This is a genomic window from Zunongwangia mangrovi (assembly GCF_900112105.1).
Taxonomy (GTDB): domain Bacteria; phylum Bacteroidota; class Bacteroidia; order Flavobacteriales; family Flavobacteriaceae; genus Zunongwangia; species Zunongwangia mangrovi.
Window position 1 is genome coordinate 55,311 of the sequence record NZ_FOKV01000008.1, and the last position, 13,310, is coordinate 68,620.

11 protein-coding genes are annotated in these 13,310 nt (G+C 36.5%); 3 read left to right on the forward strand and 8 right to left on the reverse strand.

Annotation, left to right across the window (positions count from 1 at the left end; genetic code table 11):
* Positions 1 to 18 precede the first annotated feature (18 nt).
* Positions 19 to 717, forward strand: coding sequence for a peptidoglycan DD-metalloendopeptidase family protein (locus BM201_RS14905; protein ID WP_092544038.1), 699 nt, complete (start codon positions 19 to 21; stop codon positions 715 to 717).
* Positions 718 to 739: 22 nt separating this feature from the next.
* Here the strand turns inward: BM201_RS14905 and BM201_RS14910 are convergent, their stop codons facing one another.
* The 8 genes from BM201_RS14910 to BM201_RS14940 all read right to left on the reverse strand — a co-directional run bounded on the left by BM201_RS14910 (position 740) and on the right by BM201_RS14940 (position 9,930).
* Positions 740 to 1,222 (reverse strand): DUF4199 domain-containing protein, encoded by a 483-nt coding sequence (locus BM201_RS14910; RefSeq protein ID WP_092544040.1) that lies wholly within the window; start codon positions 1,220 to 1,222, stop codon positions 740 to 742.
* 306 nt (positions 1,223 to 1,528) lie between these two features.
* Complete coding sequence (gene secA, locus BM201_RS14915; protein ID WP_092544042.1) at positions 1,529 to 4,903, reverse strand: preprotein translocase subunit SecA; 3,375 nt, start codon at positions 4,901 to 4,903, stop codon at positions 1,529 to 1,531.
* 89 nt (positions 4,904 to 4,992) lie between these two features.
* Positions 4,993 to 5,214 (reverse strand): DUF2795 domain-containing protein, encoded by a 222-nt coding sequence (locus tag BM201_RS14920; RefSeq protein WP_013070580.1) that lies wholly within the window; start codon positions 5,212 to 5,214, stop codon positions 4,993 to 4,995.
* Positions 5,215 to 5,369: 155 nt separating this feature from the next.
* Positions 5,370 to 5,942, reverse strand: a complete 573-nt coding sequence (locus BM201_RS14925) for a cob(I)yrinic acid a,c-diamide adenosyltransferase (RefSeq protein WP_092544044.1) — start codon at positions 5,940 to 5,942, stop codon at positions 5,370 to 5,372.
* Positions 5,943 to 5,999: 57 nt separating this feature from the next.
* The gene (locus BM201_RS18155) at positions 6,000 to 6,173 is read right to left on the reverse strand and encodes a hypothetical protein (protein ID WP_175487060.1); all 174 of its coding nucleotides are present in this window, start codon (positions 6,171 to 6,173) and stop codon (positions 6,000 to 6,002) included.
* 148 nt (positions 6,174 to 6,321) lie between these two features.
* Positions 6,322 to 7,026: an ABC transporter ATP-binding protein gene (locus BM201_RS14930; RefSeq protein WP_092544046.1), complete on the reverse strand. Its 705-nt coding sequence runs from the start codon at positions 7,024 to 7,026 to the stop codon at positions 6,322 to 6,324.
* Between the two features lie 44 nt (positions 7,027 to 7,070).
* Positions 7,071 to 7,841: an O-methyltransferase gene (locus BM201_RS14935; RefSeq protein WP_092544048.1), complete on the reverse strand. Its 771-nt coding sequence runs from the start codon at positions 7,839 to 7,841 to the stop codon at positions 7,071 to 7,073.
* Positions 7,842 to 8,061: 220 nt separating this feature from the next.
* Positions 8,062 to 9,930, reverse strand: a complete 1,869-nt coding sequence (locus BM201_RS14940; protein WP_092544050.1) for an ABC-F family ATP-binding cassette domain-containing protein — start codon at positions 9,928 to 9,930, stop codon at positions 8,062 to 8,064.
* 106 nt (positions 9,931 to 10,036) lie between these two features.
* On the opposite strand from BM201_RS14940, the gene BM201_RS14945 reads away from it, so the two are divergent.
* Both BM201_RS14945 and BM201_RS14950 read left to right on the forward strand, forming a co-directional pair.
* Positions 10,037 to 10,828, forward strand: coding sequence for a polysaccharide biosynthesis/export family protein (locus BM201_RS14945; protein ID WP_092544259.1), 792 nt, complete (start codon positions 10,037 to 10,039; stop codon positions 10,826 to 10,828).
* Complete coding sequence (locus tag BM201_RS14950) at positions 10,829 to 13,300, forward strand: polysaccharide biosynthesis tyrosine autokinase (protein ID WP_092544052.1); 2,472 nt, start codon at positions 10,829 to 10,831, stop codon at positions 13,298 to 13,300. It abuts the gene before it with no gap.
* The last annotated feature ends 10 nt before the right edge of the window (positions 13,301 to 13,310 follow it).

Genomic DNA, 13,310 nt, shown 5'->3' on the forward strand with positions numbered 1-13,310 from the left:
AGATTACTTTTGGCGAAAATGCAATCTATGAAAGCTAATTTCGCTGAATATATTTCCGGGTTAACTGCAGATTTTACTCCGGTTGTTGGAGGAGATCTAAAACAGGAAGATTTTATTGCCATCGACTTGTCTGCAAATAACCCGGAACTTTTAAAATTAGAGCAACTTTCTTCTGAAGCCTTTTCGGTATTTATAGATCATAATCTTAAAGTGGCTGGTAAAAAGGTAGCGTATGGTGGTTATAACGAAGTAAGAAAACTTTATCAGCGTAGCCAGCTTTTTAATAAAAATGTAGATGAATTTTTAAACCGAAATATCCATATTGGTTTGGATATTTGGACTGCGGAAGGAACCGATGTGCTTGCGGTTTTAGATGGCGAAATTCACAGCTTTAAGGATAATGCTAATTTTGGTGATTATGGCCCAACAATTATTTTGAAGCATATGATTGAAGATGAGGTGTTCTATTCACTTTACGGTCATTTAAGCAGAAATTCATTGAAAAATCTGCAAGTAGGGCAGAAGTTTAAAGCACAGGAAAAAATAGCCGAACTTGGCGCTGCGGAAGAAAATGGTGATTATGCACCACATTTACATTTTCAGATCATTAAAGATCTTCAGGAAAATAAAGGAGATTATCCCGGTGTAGCTTCTAAAAAAGACCTTGATTTCTATCTTGGAAATTGTCCCGATCCTAATTTGTTGCTGAAGATATAGTTTATCTAGTTTTTTAGAAAATTTACTTCTCTTTCTTTTTAGTGATTAAGGCTATGACTGCTGCGGTTACGATTCCCATAGCCAGCGCATTAAAAATCTGCATAAAAATGTACATTTTCAGGCTATGCATCATTTCGGCATTTTCTGGAGTCATACCTTGTTTTTCAGAAAGAGCGATCATATTCTGAAGATATTCCGGACTAATAACCGTCACCGCAAAATATTGAATAAGCGGAGTAAGAATGGTTATCACACCCGTTAAAACCACACCGCTTATAAAACCCTGCTGCCATCCAAATTTTTCATTTTGGAAATATTTATCACGTTTTTCTTTTAAAGCTGCGTAGTAAATTAAAAAAGCGATCACCGCAAAAAATAAGGAATAAACTCCCTGTACATCGATATCTTCGTCATGCCAACCCATGAATTTTTCAAAAGTAATCCAGATAAGTTGAGCGATCACAAAAGTGACTCCCCATTTAACTTCAACCTTAAATTTTTTCATTACAGGTAAACCATTTTAGTGAAACAAAAATAAGAAAGCCATTGCTAAGATTGGATAGTTACAGATAGATTTTTAGACTATTGAAGGATTGGTAGTTTAGTTTGTTTGGCTTTGTTATGCTCTTTGCTTGGGAGATAATCGAAATACATTTAAATAAAAAAGCTGCCTTTTGATAAAGACAGCTTTTCTTAGATTCGATCTATAATTTATTGGCACCGCTAAAGGGTATAATACTGCGAGGCTTGCCTCGAAATTAAAAAATTTTTTCTAGTGAATGCCTTGTGGGCTCACTCCCGAGGTAGTTTACTAAGCCTTTTTAACGACAACCCATTCGCCGCTTTGAATTAGCGGAAGGGCCTGCTTAAATTTTACCGTTTTGCTTTCACCCTTGGTAACGTGTTTAATTACTACTTTATCGTTACGACCAATTTTTGGTTGTTCGCGTTTAATAGTTTCGGTTACCTGTGGGCGCTGAGGTTGCTGAGCACCGCTGGCAGCTTGTCCTGCTGCACGACTTTGTGCTGCACGCTCATCAAGATTCTGAATTTCTTCTTTAGAAGCTTCTATTTTTTCCTGGCGACGCTTTCTGGCCTCGTGAATATTGGTCATGTTACCTTCAGGAATTTCTCCTTTAAATAGGAAACCAATTACATCACGATTTACATCTTCTAACATTGCTTTGAATAATTCGAAAGCTTCGAATTTATAAATTAACAAAGGATCTTTTTGCTCATGTACCGCTAACTGAACGCTTTGTTTTAATTCGTCCATCTTACGAAGATGCGTTTTCCAGGCATCATCGATGATCGCTAAAGTGATATTCTTCTCAAAATCTTTGATTAATTGTTCACCTTTGGTTTCGTAAGCTTTTTCAAGATTCGTAACTACCTGAAGCGTTTTTTGGCCATCTGAGAATGGAACCGAAATTCTTTCGAAATTATTGGTTTCATCTTCATAAACCTGCTCGATCACAGGATATGCTCTGGCTGCACTATTCTTCGTTTTTTCCTGATAATGTGCGTAAGCCGCTTTATAAACTTCGCCAGCGATCTTTTGAGCATTCATTTTTCCGAAGTCATCTTCAGAAATTGGCGAACTCATAGAGAAATAACGAATCAATTCGAATTCGAAATTCTTGTAATCGTTAGCTTGTTTATTCGTTTCAGAAATTAATTCAGAAATATCGAATATCATATTCGCAAGGTCTACACGTAAACGCTCACCAAATAAGGCATGGTAACGACGTTTGTAGATCACTTCACGCTGCGCATTCATCACATCGTCATATTCTAACAGACGTTTACGAATACCAAAGTTATTTTCTTCAACTTTTTTCTGCGCTCTTTCGATAGATTTAGAGATCATCCCATGTTGAATCACTTCACCTTCTTCAAGACCCATACGGTCCATAAGCTTAGCAATTCTTTCAGATCCAAACAAACGCATTAAATTATCCTCTAAGGAAACATAGAACTGAGAACTACCTGGATCTCCCTGTCTACCTGCACGACCTCTTAACTGGCGGTCTACACGACGAGAATCGTGACGCTCTGTACCAATGATTGCTAAACCACCGGCGTCTTTTACCTCTTTAGAAAGTTTAATATCGGTACCACGACCTGCCATGTTGGTTGCGATAGTTACGATACCGCCTTTACCAGCTTCAGCAACAATATCGGCCTCTTTTTTATGCAATTTCGCATTTAAGACATTGTGAGGTACATTTCTAAGTTTAAGCATTCTACTTAAAAGCTCAGAAATTTCTACAGAAGTTGTACCAATTAGTACCGGTCTTCCAGCTCTGGAAAGATCGGTTACGTGGTCGATCACCGCGTTATATTTTTCACGTTTTGTTTTGTAAACAAGATCGTCTTTATCATTTCTGGCAATAGGTCGGTTGGTTGGAATTTCAACAACATCCAGTTTGTAGATTTCCCAGAATTCTCCAGCCTCAGTTACCGCAGTACCGGTCATACCCGAAAGTTTACGGTACATCCTGAAGTAATTTTGAAGTGTTACTGTAGCAAAAGTTTGCGTAGCATCTTCAATCTTTACATTTTCTTTTGCCTCGATCGCCTGGTGTAAACCATCGCTATAACGACGCCCGTCCATAATACGACCGGTTTGCTCGTCTACGATTTTAACTTTGTTATCCATTACCACATACTCGGTATCTTTTTCGAATAGGGTATAGGCTTTTAAAAGTTGGCGGAGCGTGTGAATACGCTCACTTTTTACGCTATAATCACGGAAAAGTTCTTCTTTTTTCTCAGCTTCTTCTTCTTTAGAAAGACCTTCTTTTTCGATCTTGGCGATTTCCATACCAATTTCTGGCATCACGAAGAAGTTAGGGTCATCCTGTCCAGAAAGATATTCGATACCTTTGTCGGTAAGATCAATCTGGTTATTTTTCTCTTCAATAGTAAAGTACAATTCGGCATCAACCTTAGGCATTTCGCGGTTGTTGTCCTGCATGTAATGATTTTCTGTCTTCTGAAGAATTTGTTTTACACCTTCCTGACTTAAGTACTTAATTAAAGCTTTACTTTTTGGAAGCGCTCTGTAAGCACGTAGAAGTTGTAATCCGCCTTCTTTCTCATCACCTTCAGAAATCAGCTTTTTTGCAGCTTGAAGAAATTCTGTCGCTTTTTTACGCTGAATTTCATAAATATTAGCTACAGCAGGTTTTAACTGATCAAATTCGTGAATATTTCCTTTAGGAATAGGTCCAGAAATAATAAGTGGCGTACGCGCATCATCAATTAAAACAGAATCCACCTCATCGACGATCGCATAATTATGTGGGCGCTGTACCAGATCGTCTGGTGCATGTGACATATTATCTCTTAGATAATCGAAACCAAATTCGTTATTGGTACCGTAAGTAATATCTGCATTATAAGCTTTTCTACGTGAAGCCGAATTTGGGCGGTGATAATCAATACAATCTACACTTAAACCATGAAATTCGAAAATAGGCGCCATCCAGGCACTATCACGTTTTGCAAGATAATCGTTAACAGTTACCAGGTGAACCCCATTGCCGGTAAGCGCATTAAGATAAACAGGAAGCGTAGCCACAAGTGTTTTACCTTCCCCGGTTTGCATCTCTGCAATTTTACCCTGGTGCATTGCTACACCACCAATTAGCTGTACGTCGTAATGTATCATATCCCAGGTTACCGGTTTACCGGCAGCATCCCAGGAATTGTTCCATATAGCTTTTTCACCTTCAAGGTTTACGTAATCTTTATCTGCAGAGATCTCACGATCGTATGCAGATGCTGTTACCTCTAAAGTGGGATTGTTAGCAAAACGTTTTGCTGTTTCTTTAACGGTGGCAAAAGCTTCAGGTAATATTTCATTTAAAACACCTTCTGAAATTTCGTAGGCCTTATCTTTAAGTCCGTCGATTTCAGCATAGATATCTTCTTTACGTGTAATATCATCAGATTCTTCAGCTTCTTTTTCAAGATCTTCGACCTGCTTATTTACTTCTTTTAAAGCCTCTGATATTTTTGATTTAAATTGCGTAGTCTTAGCGCGAAGCTCGTCCAAACTCAATGCCTCAAAATCTGCTTCGAGCGCCTTAATTTTATTTACTATTGGTTGTATTTCTTTGACATCCTTTTTGGATTTGTCGCCAACAAATACTTTTAATACAGATTCTAAAAAACTCATAGTTTTCCTATTATTAGGGGTACAAAGGTACACAAAAAAAAAGCCTCATTAATAAATGAGACTTTTAACTTTATACGTACAAATGTGGTTTAATATTCATCTTCATTCCACAGATAATCATCATCTGTTGGATAATCCGGCCATATTTCTTCGATAGAATCGTAAGAGTCACCTTCATCTTCAATGGCCTGTAGGTTTTCAACTACTTCTAATGGTGCTCCGGTTCTAATGGCGTAATCAATTAACTCATCTTTGGTGGCCGGCCATGGTGCATCACTTAAATAAGATGCTAATTCTAAAGTCCAGTACATTAGTTAATCGGGTTTTTAATTTCTGCAAAAATAATTTTTTTACTGAAATACCCAAGAAAAAAGTCTGTTTTTTAATCAATATTGTTAAGAACATAAGCAAAAGCGCCAAAAGCTTAGTAAATACAGCATACTTTTGCTTGTATATTGCTAAATTTTTAGGATTTCTCTGGAATCCACTTAATTTCTTCAGCTTGCAGTTGTTTAGTCAATAGTCGTGCCAGCACAAAGAGGTAGTCAGAGAGTCGGTTTAAGTATTTTAAAACTTCTTCATCAAAAGTTTCTTCATTATATAATGCTGTACTTAAGCGTTCTGCGCGTCTACAAACACATCTTGCTATGTGACAGAATGACACGCTTTGATGCCCACCAGGTAAAACGAAATGAGTCATTTCTGGAAGTTCCTCGTTCATTCTATCCATTTCGGTTTCCAGTAAATGAATATCTTCTTCAGAAATTCGCGGAATATTAAGGCGAGATTCGCCATTTTTTAGGGTCGCTTTTTCAGGATCTGTAGCAAGGATAGAACCAATGGTGAAAAGTTTATGCTGCACCTCCAGTAAAACTTCCGCGGTAATTTTATCAATTTTTTGATCTCGGATAAGACCAATATGAGCGTTAAGTTCGTCTACGGTACCGTAACTCTCGATGCGAATATGATGTTTAGGAACGCGGGTGCCGCCAAATAATGCCGTGGTACCTTTGTCTCCTGTTTTTGTGTAAATTTTCATTCAGTAATTTTTTCAGAAGAATGATAAGAAAGCGAAGTTACAATCTAAATTGTGCATTTATTTGGTTTCCTTCTCTTTTTCTTCTTCTTTTTTGCGTGCCTGATATCTACGTCGAAAATCTAAATTTTCACTACGTCTTTTTTTTCGCTGTTTGGCGCCCATAGAAAATACCAGCAATCCAACAGCAATAATAATAAGATAAATATAGGTTTCCTGATCTAGATCGAACACAAGCTTAAGATTCTAAGTTATGCTTACAAAGTTAAGATTTTTATAGAAAGCCAATAGCCGTAAACTTTTAGGAGTTGATCTTTTTGAATTGGAAAAAGTTTTGATAAGAATTATAAAAAATAGCCTATGTATTAATGATAAAACAAATTTACTCACTACTCACCATTTCTTTTCTGGTATCACTTTCGATAATTCCGTCACGAAGTCTTATCACTCTGTGCGCATGCTCTGCAATATCTTCTTCGTGAGTTACCAGGATAACGGTATTTCCGGCTGCGTGAATTTCATCAAAAAGATTCATGATTTCTACGGAAGTTTTAGAGTCCAGGTTTCCCGTAGGTTCATCGGCAAGAATTATCGAAGGTTTATTTACTAAAGCACGTCCCACCGCTACACGTTGTCGTTGCCCACCAGAAAGTTGGTTGGGTTTATGATCCATACGATCGCCAAGGCCAACATTATTTAAAACCTCTTCAGCTCTTTTTTTACGATCTGCTTTAGAATAACCAGCGTAGATCATAGGTAATGCCACATTATCCAGCGCGGTAGTTCTTGGCAAAAGGTTGAACGTCTGGAAAACAAAACCAATTTCTTTATTACGAACTTCGGCAAGTTCGCTATCGGTCATTTTGCTTACATCTTTTCCGTTTAAAATATAAGAACCACCAGTTGGTGTATCTAAACAACCCAGTAAATTCATTAAAGTTGATTTTCCCGAACCTGAAGGTCCCATAAATGCTACGTATTCGCCGCGATTTATATCCAGATCGATGCCTTTAAGTACTTTCACAACTTCCTGTCCTAAAGGGAAATTTCGAATAATATTTCGAATTTCGATAACCTTATTGCTCATAGAAAATCAATTTATAAAGGTATGACGCTAAGATTTTGTTTTTGTTACAATCTAATTTTAAAATGTTCTTTTGCCTGTTCTTTTCTGAAGAAAACCAAACCTAAATAAAACGTATCTATCGTAACCTGAACTTTTGGATGTTGCTTGATCTCTTGCCAGGCATCTTCCATTTCTTCGGAAAGGTGAATGTCATCAAAAATAAAAACCGAATCATTATGCGCCGTTGGTAAAAGGGATTCGAAATACTGAAGCGTAGCCGATTTTTGATGATTGCCGTCAAAATAAATAAGATCGAATGATGCCCAATTTGACAGATCAAATAAATACTGCTGAAATTCGCCAATTTTGAGCTCAATATTTTTAAAACCGAATTTATCGAATTGCCGTTTGGCCATATTCGCGGTTTCCGGGCAACCTTCTATGGTAGTTAATTTTACATTTTCTGCGGAAGCAATAGCAGCCGAAGCAATTCCTAAACTAGTGCCAAGCTCCAAACAGTTATTTAGCTGAAGATATTGCGCGATTCTAAATAAAAATTTTGCTTTTTTCGAAGTGATTCCGGCAACTTTAGCAATTTTAGAGATCTTTCTTTTGTTGCTTTTAAAGATTCGACTACCCGCACCAAAATCTGTAACCTTAATCTCATTTTGGTTATTTAAAAGCGCTGTTTTATAGTTTTTAATTTTGGAATATTCCGCATACTTTTTTTTGTCGTAAAAACAATTGGTTACCAGGTCATAAACAAAAGGCGAATGCAATCCGTGCTGATTTTGGGATGAAAACAGGAATTTTATGTAAGCTTTTAGTTGATGCAAGGTTTGGTTAGAAGTTTATGGTTCAATGATCAATAAACAATGATCATTAATCAATTTTAATTTTTTAGCAGCTACAAAAATTCAGTCTAAAATTATATAATTTCGATTTTTAACAAACATCTATTCATTATGAAATCTTCAAATTAATTCAAAATTCAAAATTCAACATTCAGAATAATATGTTTATACTCTAACAACGAAGTGGTCTAATAGCTATTCTCTAGCCCTCCATTTTCTCCATTAACTCGAACCATCTTTCGGTTTTTGCTTCGATCTGTTGTTCGATATCTTTAAGTTCTAATGAAGTTTTATCGATTTCTTCTCCGCTCATCTCTTCAAGGAATTTTTGCTGTACATCTCCTTTTTTCTTTTCGAGTTGAGCGATCTCTTTTTCTAATTTTTGATATTCCTTTTGCTCGTTATAGCTCAGTTTTGTTCCTGTGCTGCCGTCTTTCCAATCGTTTTTGGAGGTTTTATCGCTGGTTTCTTTTTGCTCTTCAGGAGCATCTAAGCTACCTTCATAAGCGCGGTAATCTGAATAATTTCCGGGGAAATCTTCAATTTTTTGATTTCCGGGGAAAACAAACAAATGATCTACGATCTTATCCATAAAATAACGGTCGTGAGAAACCACCAATAAGCATCCAGGAAAATCTAGTAGAAAACTTTCCAAGACATTTAAAGTTACAATGTCCAGATCGTTGGTAGGCTCATCCAGAATTAAAAAGTTTGGATTCTGAATCAAAACGGTACATAAATACAGACGTTTTTTTTCGCCACCACTTAATTTTTCTACAAAATCGTACTGCTTTTTACGGTCGAAAAGAAAACGCTCTAACAATTGCTGAGCAGAAATTTGCCTACCTTTTTTAAGCGGAATAAAATCACCGAATTCACGAATAACATCAATAACTTTTTGTCCCGGTTTTACTTTTATCCCGTTTTGCGTGTAATACCCGAATTTAATGGTTTCACCTACCACGACTTTCCCCGTGTCAGGTTTTAGTTTTCCGGTAAGAATGTTTAGGAATGTTGATTTTCCGGTTCCGTTCTTTCCAATGATACCCGCACGTTCTCCTTTCTGAAAATTATAGTCGAAATTGTCGAAAAGCGTCTTATTCTCGAAATTTTTAGAAATGTTATGGAGTTCGACCATTTTACTGCCAAGGCGTTCCATGTTAATTTCCAATTGTACCTGGTGGTCTTTACGACGTTTAGAAGCTTTGGCTTTTATTTCGTGAAAATCGTCGATTCTGGATTTCGATTTTGTGGTACGAGCCTTTGGCTGGCGACGCATCCAGTCTAGTTCCTTTTTAAAAAGCTGCTTTGCTTTTTCGGTATTGGTGTTTTCCAGTTCTATTCTGGATTCTTTTTTATCTAAATAATAAGAATAATTTCCTTTATAAGTATAAAGCTGACCTTCATCTAATTCTACGATCTCGTTGCACACGCGTTCTAAGAAATAGCGATCGTGAGTAACCATAAAAATGGTGAAGTTTTCTTTTCTGAAGAATTCTTCTAACCATTCGATCATGTCGAGATCTAGATGGTTAGTAGGCTCGTCCATGATAATAAAGTCAGGTTTTTGTAGCAGCATATTTGCCAGTGCCAAACGCTTTTTCTGTCCTCCTGAAAGATTCTTTACTTCTTTTTGTAGATCTTCTAATTTAAGCTGAAAAAGTATTTGTTTATACTGCGTTTCGAAATCCCATGCCTGTGCTGCGTCCATGTCTTCAAAAGCTTTTTGATAAGCTTCAGTATCTGAAGGATTTTCTAAAGCAGCTTCGTAGCGTTTAATAATTTCCAAGGTTTCATTTTCCGCAGAAAAGATAGTCTGTTCAATAGTTAGATTAGGATCTAAATCGGGCTCCTGCGGTAAAAATGCGGTCTTAATATTCTTACGGTAGACTACATTTCCTTCATCGGGTGTGTCAAAACCGGCAAGAATATTTAACAGGGAAGTTTTTCCGGTGCCATTTTTGGCGACAAAACCTACCTTTTGACCTTCGTTAATTCCGAAGGAAATATTATTAAACAAAATACGTTCACCGTAAGATTTGGCTATGTTTTCAACAGAAAGGTAATTCACAAGTGATCAGTTTATCCGCAAATAAAGTTAAATTATCGAGATTGATGTTAATTATTTTATTATTAATCTACAACAATTATATTTGTTAAAAAATTGTGAAGCCCCTATGCAGAGAATTCTATTACTCTTAGCAATTGCACTCACGTTGTTGTCATCCTCATGTATTTCTACCAAAAAGCTTTCTTACCTACAGGAAGATAAGGCAAGTATGGATAGCATTGTAGAAGTTCACCGCTTAAATAAGCCTTATCGTTTACAAGTAGGAGATTTGTTAAGCATACGCGTAAAGGCTCTGGATCAGGACATTGTAGAAATGTTTAATCCAACCGGGGAAGGAATAGCTAATGCAACCGGGGAAGAGCAAATGTATTACGATGGTTTCGCTGTGGATCAACATGGGAACATTCGAGTACCTACTTTAGGTGAGATCAACGTGATGGGCTACACGGTAGAAGAAATACGTGAAAAAATAGAAGATCAACTTTTATCTGAATATTTCAAGCAGGAAGCGAATATTTTTGTTACCGTAAAACTTGCAGGTATTCGTTATACCACAATAGGAGAAATTGGTGCAGGTAGTAATGTGCTTTACAAAGAGCGAGTGACTATAATGGAAGCCATTGCTAATGCTGGCGGAATCAGTGATGTAGGGGATAGGGAAGATGTAAAGATCTTAAGGCAATATCCGCATGGCGAAGAAGTACATCATATCGATTTGACTAATTTGGATGCGGTAAAGAGTGAATATTATTATATTCAGCCAAATGATTTAATTATTGTCGATCCATTACCACAAAAATCATTAGGTGCCGGTACTACGGGAATCGAAAGTTTTAGAACTATAGGAACTGTAATTTCGTTAATATCAACATCAATACTATTGTTTACTAGGTTTTAAATGGCACATGAAGACGATCACATATCAGATGTAGGTTCAACTTTTGATTTTAAGGGCTTTGTTCTTAAGGTTATTAGTTACTGGAAGCTTATCCTGTTTTCTATCACGGTAAGTTTGGCGGTAGCTTATTATAACAATGTTAGAAAATTGCCGGTATATCGTTTACAGAATTTAATCTCTATTAAAGACGATCAAAATCCGTTCTTTACCAGTAATACCAGTTTGACATTTAACTGGGGAGGAACTTCAGATAAAGTGAATACCGCGATTACTATTTTAGGCTCAAGAACACATAATGAAGAAGTTGTAGAACGACTGGGATTTTATGTAAATTATAAGGAAGACGGAGAATACCAGCGAATAGATGCTTATGGTAGCACACCTTTTGATGTTATCGCAGATACTAGTAAATACCAGGCACTGGGTATCAATTATACTGTCGAGGTTGTAGATGAAAATAGTTTTACAATATCGGCTTCTATTCCAAATAATTTTACTGCCCAATCTTATGGCTCTAAAGATAAAGAAGGTAGAAGTGTTTCGGTAACAGCATTTAAGAAGCAATTCGAATTTGGACAAAAGATAACTACACCATTTCTTAATGCAGTAGTTAGGCGAAATGAAAAAGCTCTTCAGAAAGGGAAGAAATTCTACATAAGCTTTTTGAATTTTGATTCTGCCGTTTCCAGATACAAAAATGTTTCAGTTAAGCCAGAATCTAATGGGGCTTCAGTTTTACAGCTTGCGCAGACCGGGAACAATAAAGCAAGAATTGTAGATTATCTTAATGGTTCTGTCAAGGTGTTGAGTGACAATATGCTTGCAAGAAAGAATCTTTTCGCTACTAAAACCATCGCTTTTATTGATAGTAGCTTAAATGTAAAATCAAGAGAACTAAGATTAGTAGAAAGCGAGCTGAATTCTTATAAAAACGATAATGAGATATTAGATATTTCGGCTGAAAGTCAGCAATTGTCATCAAAGTTATTGGAATTAGATTCAAGAAAAGAAGAGATTGGTCGTCAGCTTTCATATTATAGAACCTTAAGAACTTACCTTGAAACAAGGACAGATTACTCAAATATTCCAGCACCCTCAGTAGCAGGGATTAGTGAAGGTAGTATTTCTTCTGCCGTAGCAAGATTAATTACTCTAGCTGAAGAACGGAGCAATTATCAATATACATTGAAAGAAGGAGCTCCTGTCTTTGCAGATATAGACAGACAGATAAATAGTGTGAAGTCTGTTTTACTAGAAAACATTAATAGTTCTAGAGGTCTATTAGAAGAAGAGATTAGAGACGTAAATGGACGTATTTCGAATGCTGAAAAACAGATACGGGAACTACCTAAAGAAGAACAAGACTTACTTAAAATTCAGCGTAAATATAATATTAGTGAAAGTACTTACAATCTTTTTCTGGAAAAGCGGAATGAGGCCGGACTTATTAAAGCTGCGAATGTGAGTGATGTGCTCATTATTGATAAAGCGAAAGATATTGGAGGTGGTAGGATTGGACCTAATACTCAGCTCAACTATGTGATGGCGGTTATGGTAGGTGGTGTTATTCCGTTAACTTTTGTTTTCTTATTGGTGTTTTTAAATACAAATATTCATAATGCACAGGAAGTTGAGCGTTTATCTCCTATTCCTATTCTAGGAATGATAGGTAAAAGTAAAATGGATAGTAACCTGGCAGTGTTTGAAAGTCCTAAGTCATCGATTTCAGAAGGGTTTAGGGGGTTGCGATCCAGTTTGCAATTTATGTACAAAAAGCAAGGAGTAGAAGGCGCTAAAACATTATTGATCACTTCTTCGGTTTCTGGTGAAGGAAAAACTTTTTGTGCGATGAATATGGCAACTGTTTTTGCTATGAGTGAGCGTAAAACCATCTTAGTTGGTCTCGATTTACGTAAGCCAAAGATCTTTGATGATTTTGGATTAAATAACGATCTTGGGGTAAGTAATTACTTGATACAGGATGCTACTTCAGAAGAAATTATCCAGGAAAGTAAGATTCCATTTTTGGATGTGATCACGGCAGGACCCGTACCTCCAAATCCATCAGAATTATTGATGAATGATCAGATGGAATTACTTATACAAGAGCTGAGAAAAAAATATGATTATATCATTTTAGATACTCCTCCAATCGGTTTGGTAGCCGATGCATTAAATTTAGTGAAACATGCAGATGCGACTATCTATATGATTAGACAGGACTATACTAAAAGAGGAATGCTAGAGTCAATTAACCAAAAGTATGCTAAAGGGGAGATAAAAAACATAAGTTTTGTTCTTAATCACTTTGTGCATAGAGCAAAATATGGCTACGGTTATGGATACGGCTATGGCTATGGCTATGGATATGGCTACGGATATAATCGTTACAACAATGGTTATGGAGAGGCACCATCAACAGCATCGCAATTAAAAAGATCCTGGGTAAAGTTTAAACGAAAGTTTGAGTAGTTTTTATTAA

Coding starts and splice junctions, on each gene's coding strand:
- BM201_RS14945 (WP_092544259.1), top strand. CDS start 10,037: ATGCAGAGAATTCTATTACTCTTAGCAATTGCACTCACGTTGTTGTCA.
- BM201_RS14925 (WP_092544044.1), bottom strand. CDS start 5,942: ATGAAAATTTACACAAAAACAGGAGACAAAGGTACCACGGCATTATTT.
- BM201_RS14910 (WP_092544040.1), bottom strand. CDS start 1,222: ATGAAAAAATTTAAGGTTGAAGTTAAATGGGGAGTCACTTTTGTGATC.
- BM201_RS14950 (WP_092544052.1), top strand. CDS start 10,829: ATGGCACATGAAGACGATCACATATCAGATGTAGGTTCAACTTTTGAT.
- BM201_RS14930 (WP_092544046.1), bottom strand. CDS start 7,026: ATGAGCAATAAGGTTATCGAAATTCGAAATATTATTCGAAATTTCCCT.
- BM201_RS14920 (WP_013070580.1), bottom strand. CDS start 5,214: ATGTACTGGACTTTAGAATTAGCATCTTATTTAAGTGATGCACCATGG.
- BM201_RS14905 (WP_092544038.1), top strand. CDS start 19: ATGCAATCTATGAAAGCTAATTTCGCTGAATATATTTCCGGGTTAACT.
- secA (WP_092544042.1), bottom strand. CDS start 4,903: ATGAGTTTTTTAGAATCTGTATTAAAAGTATTTGTTGGCGACAAATCC.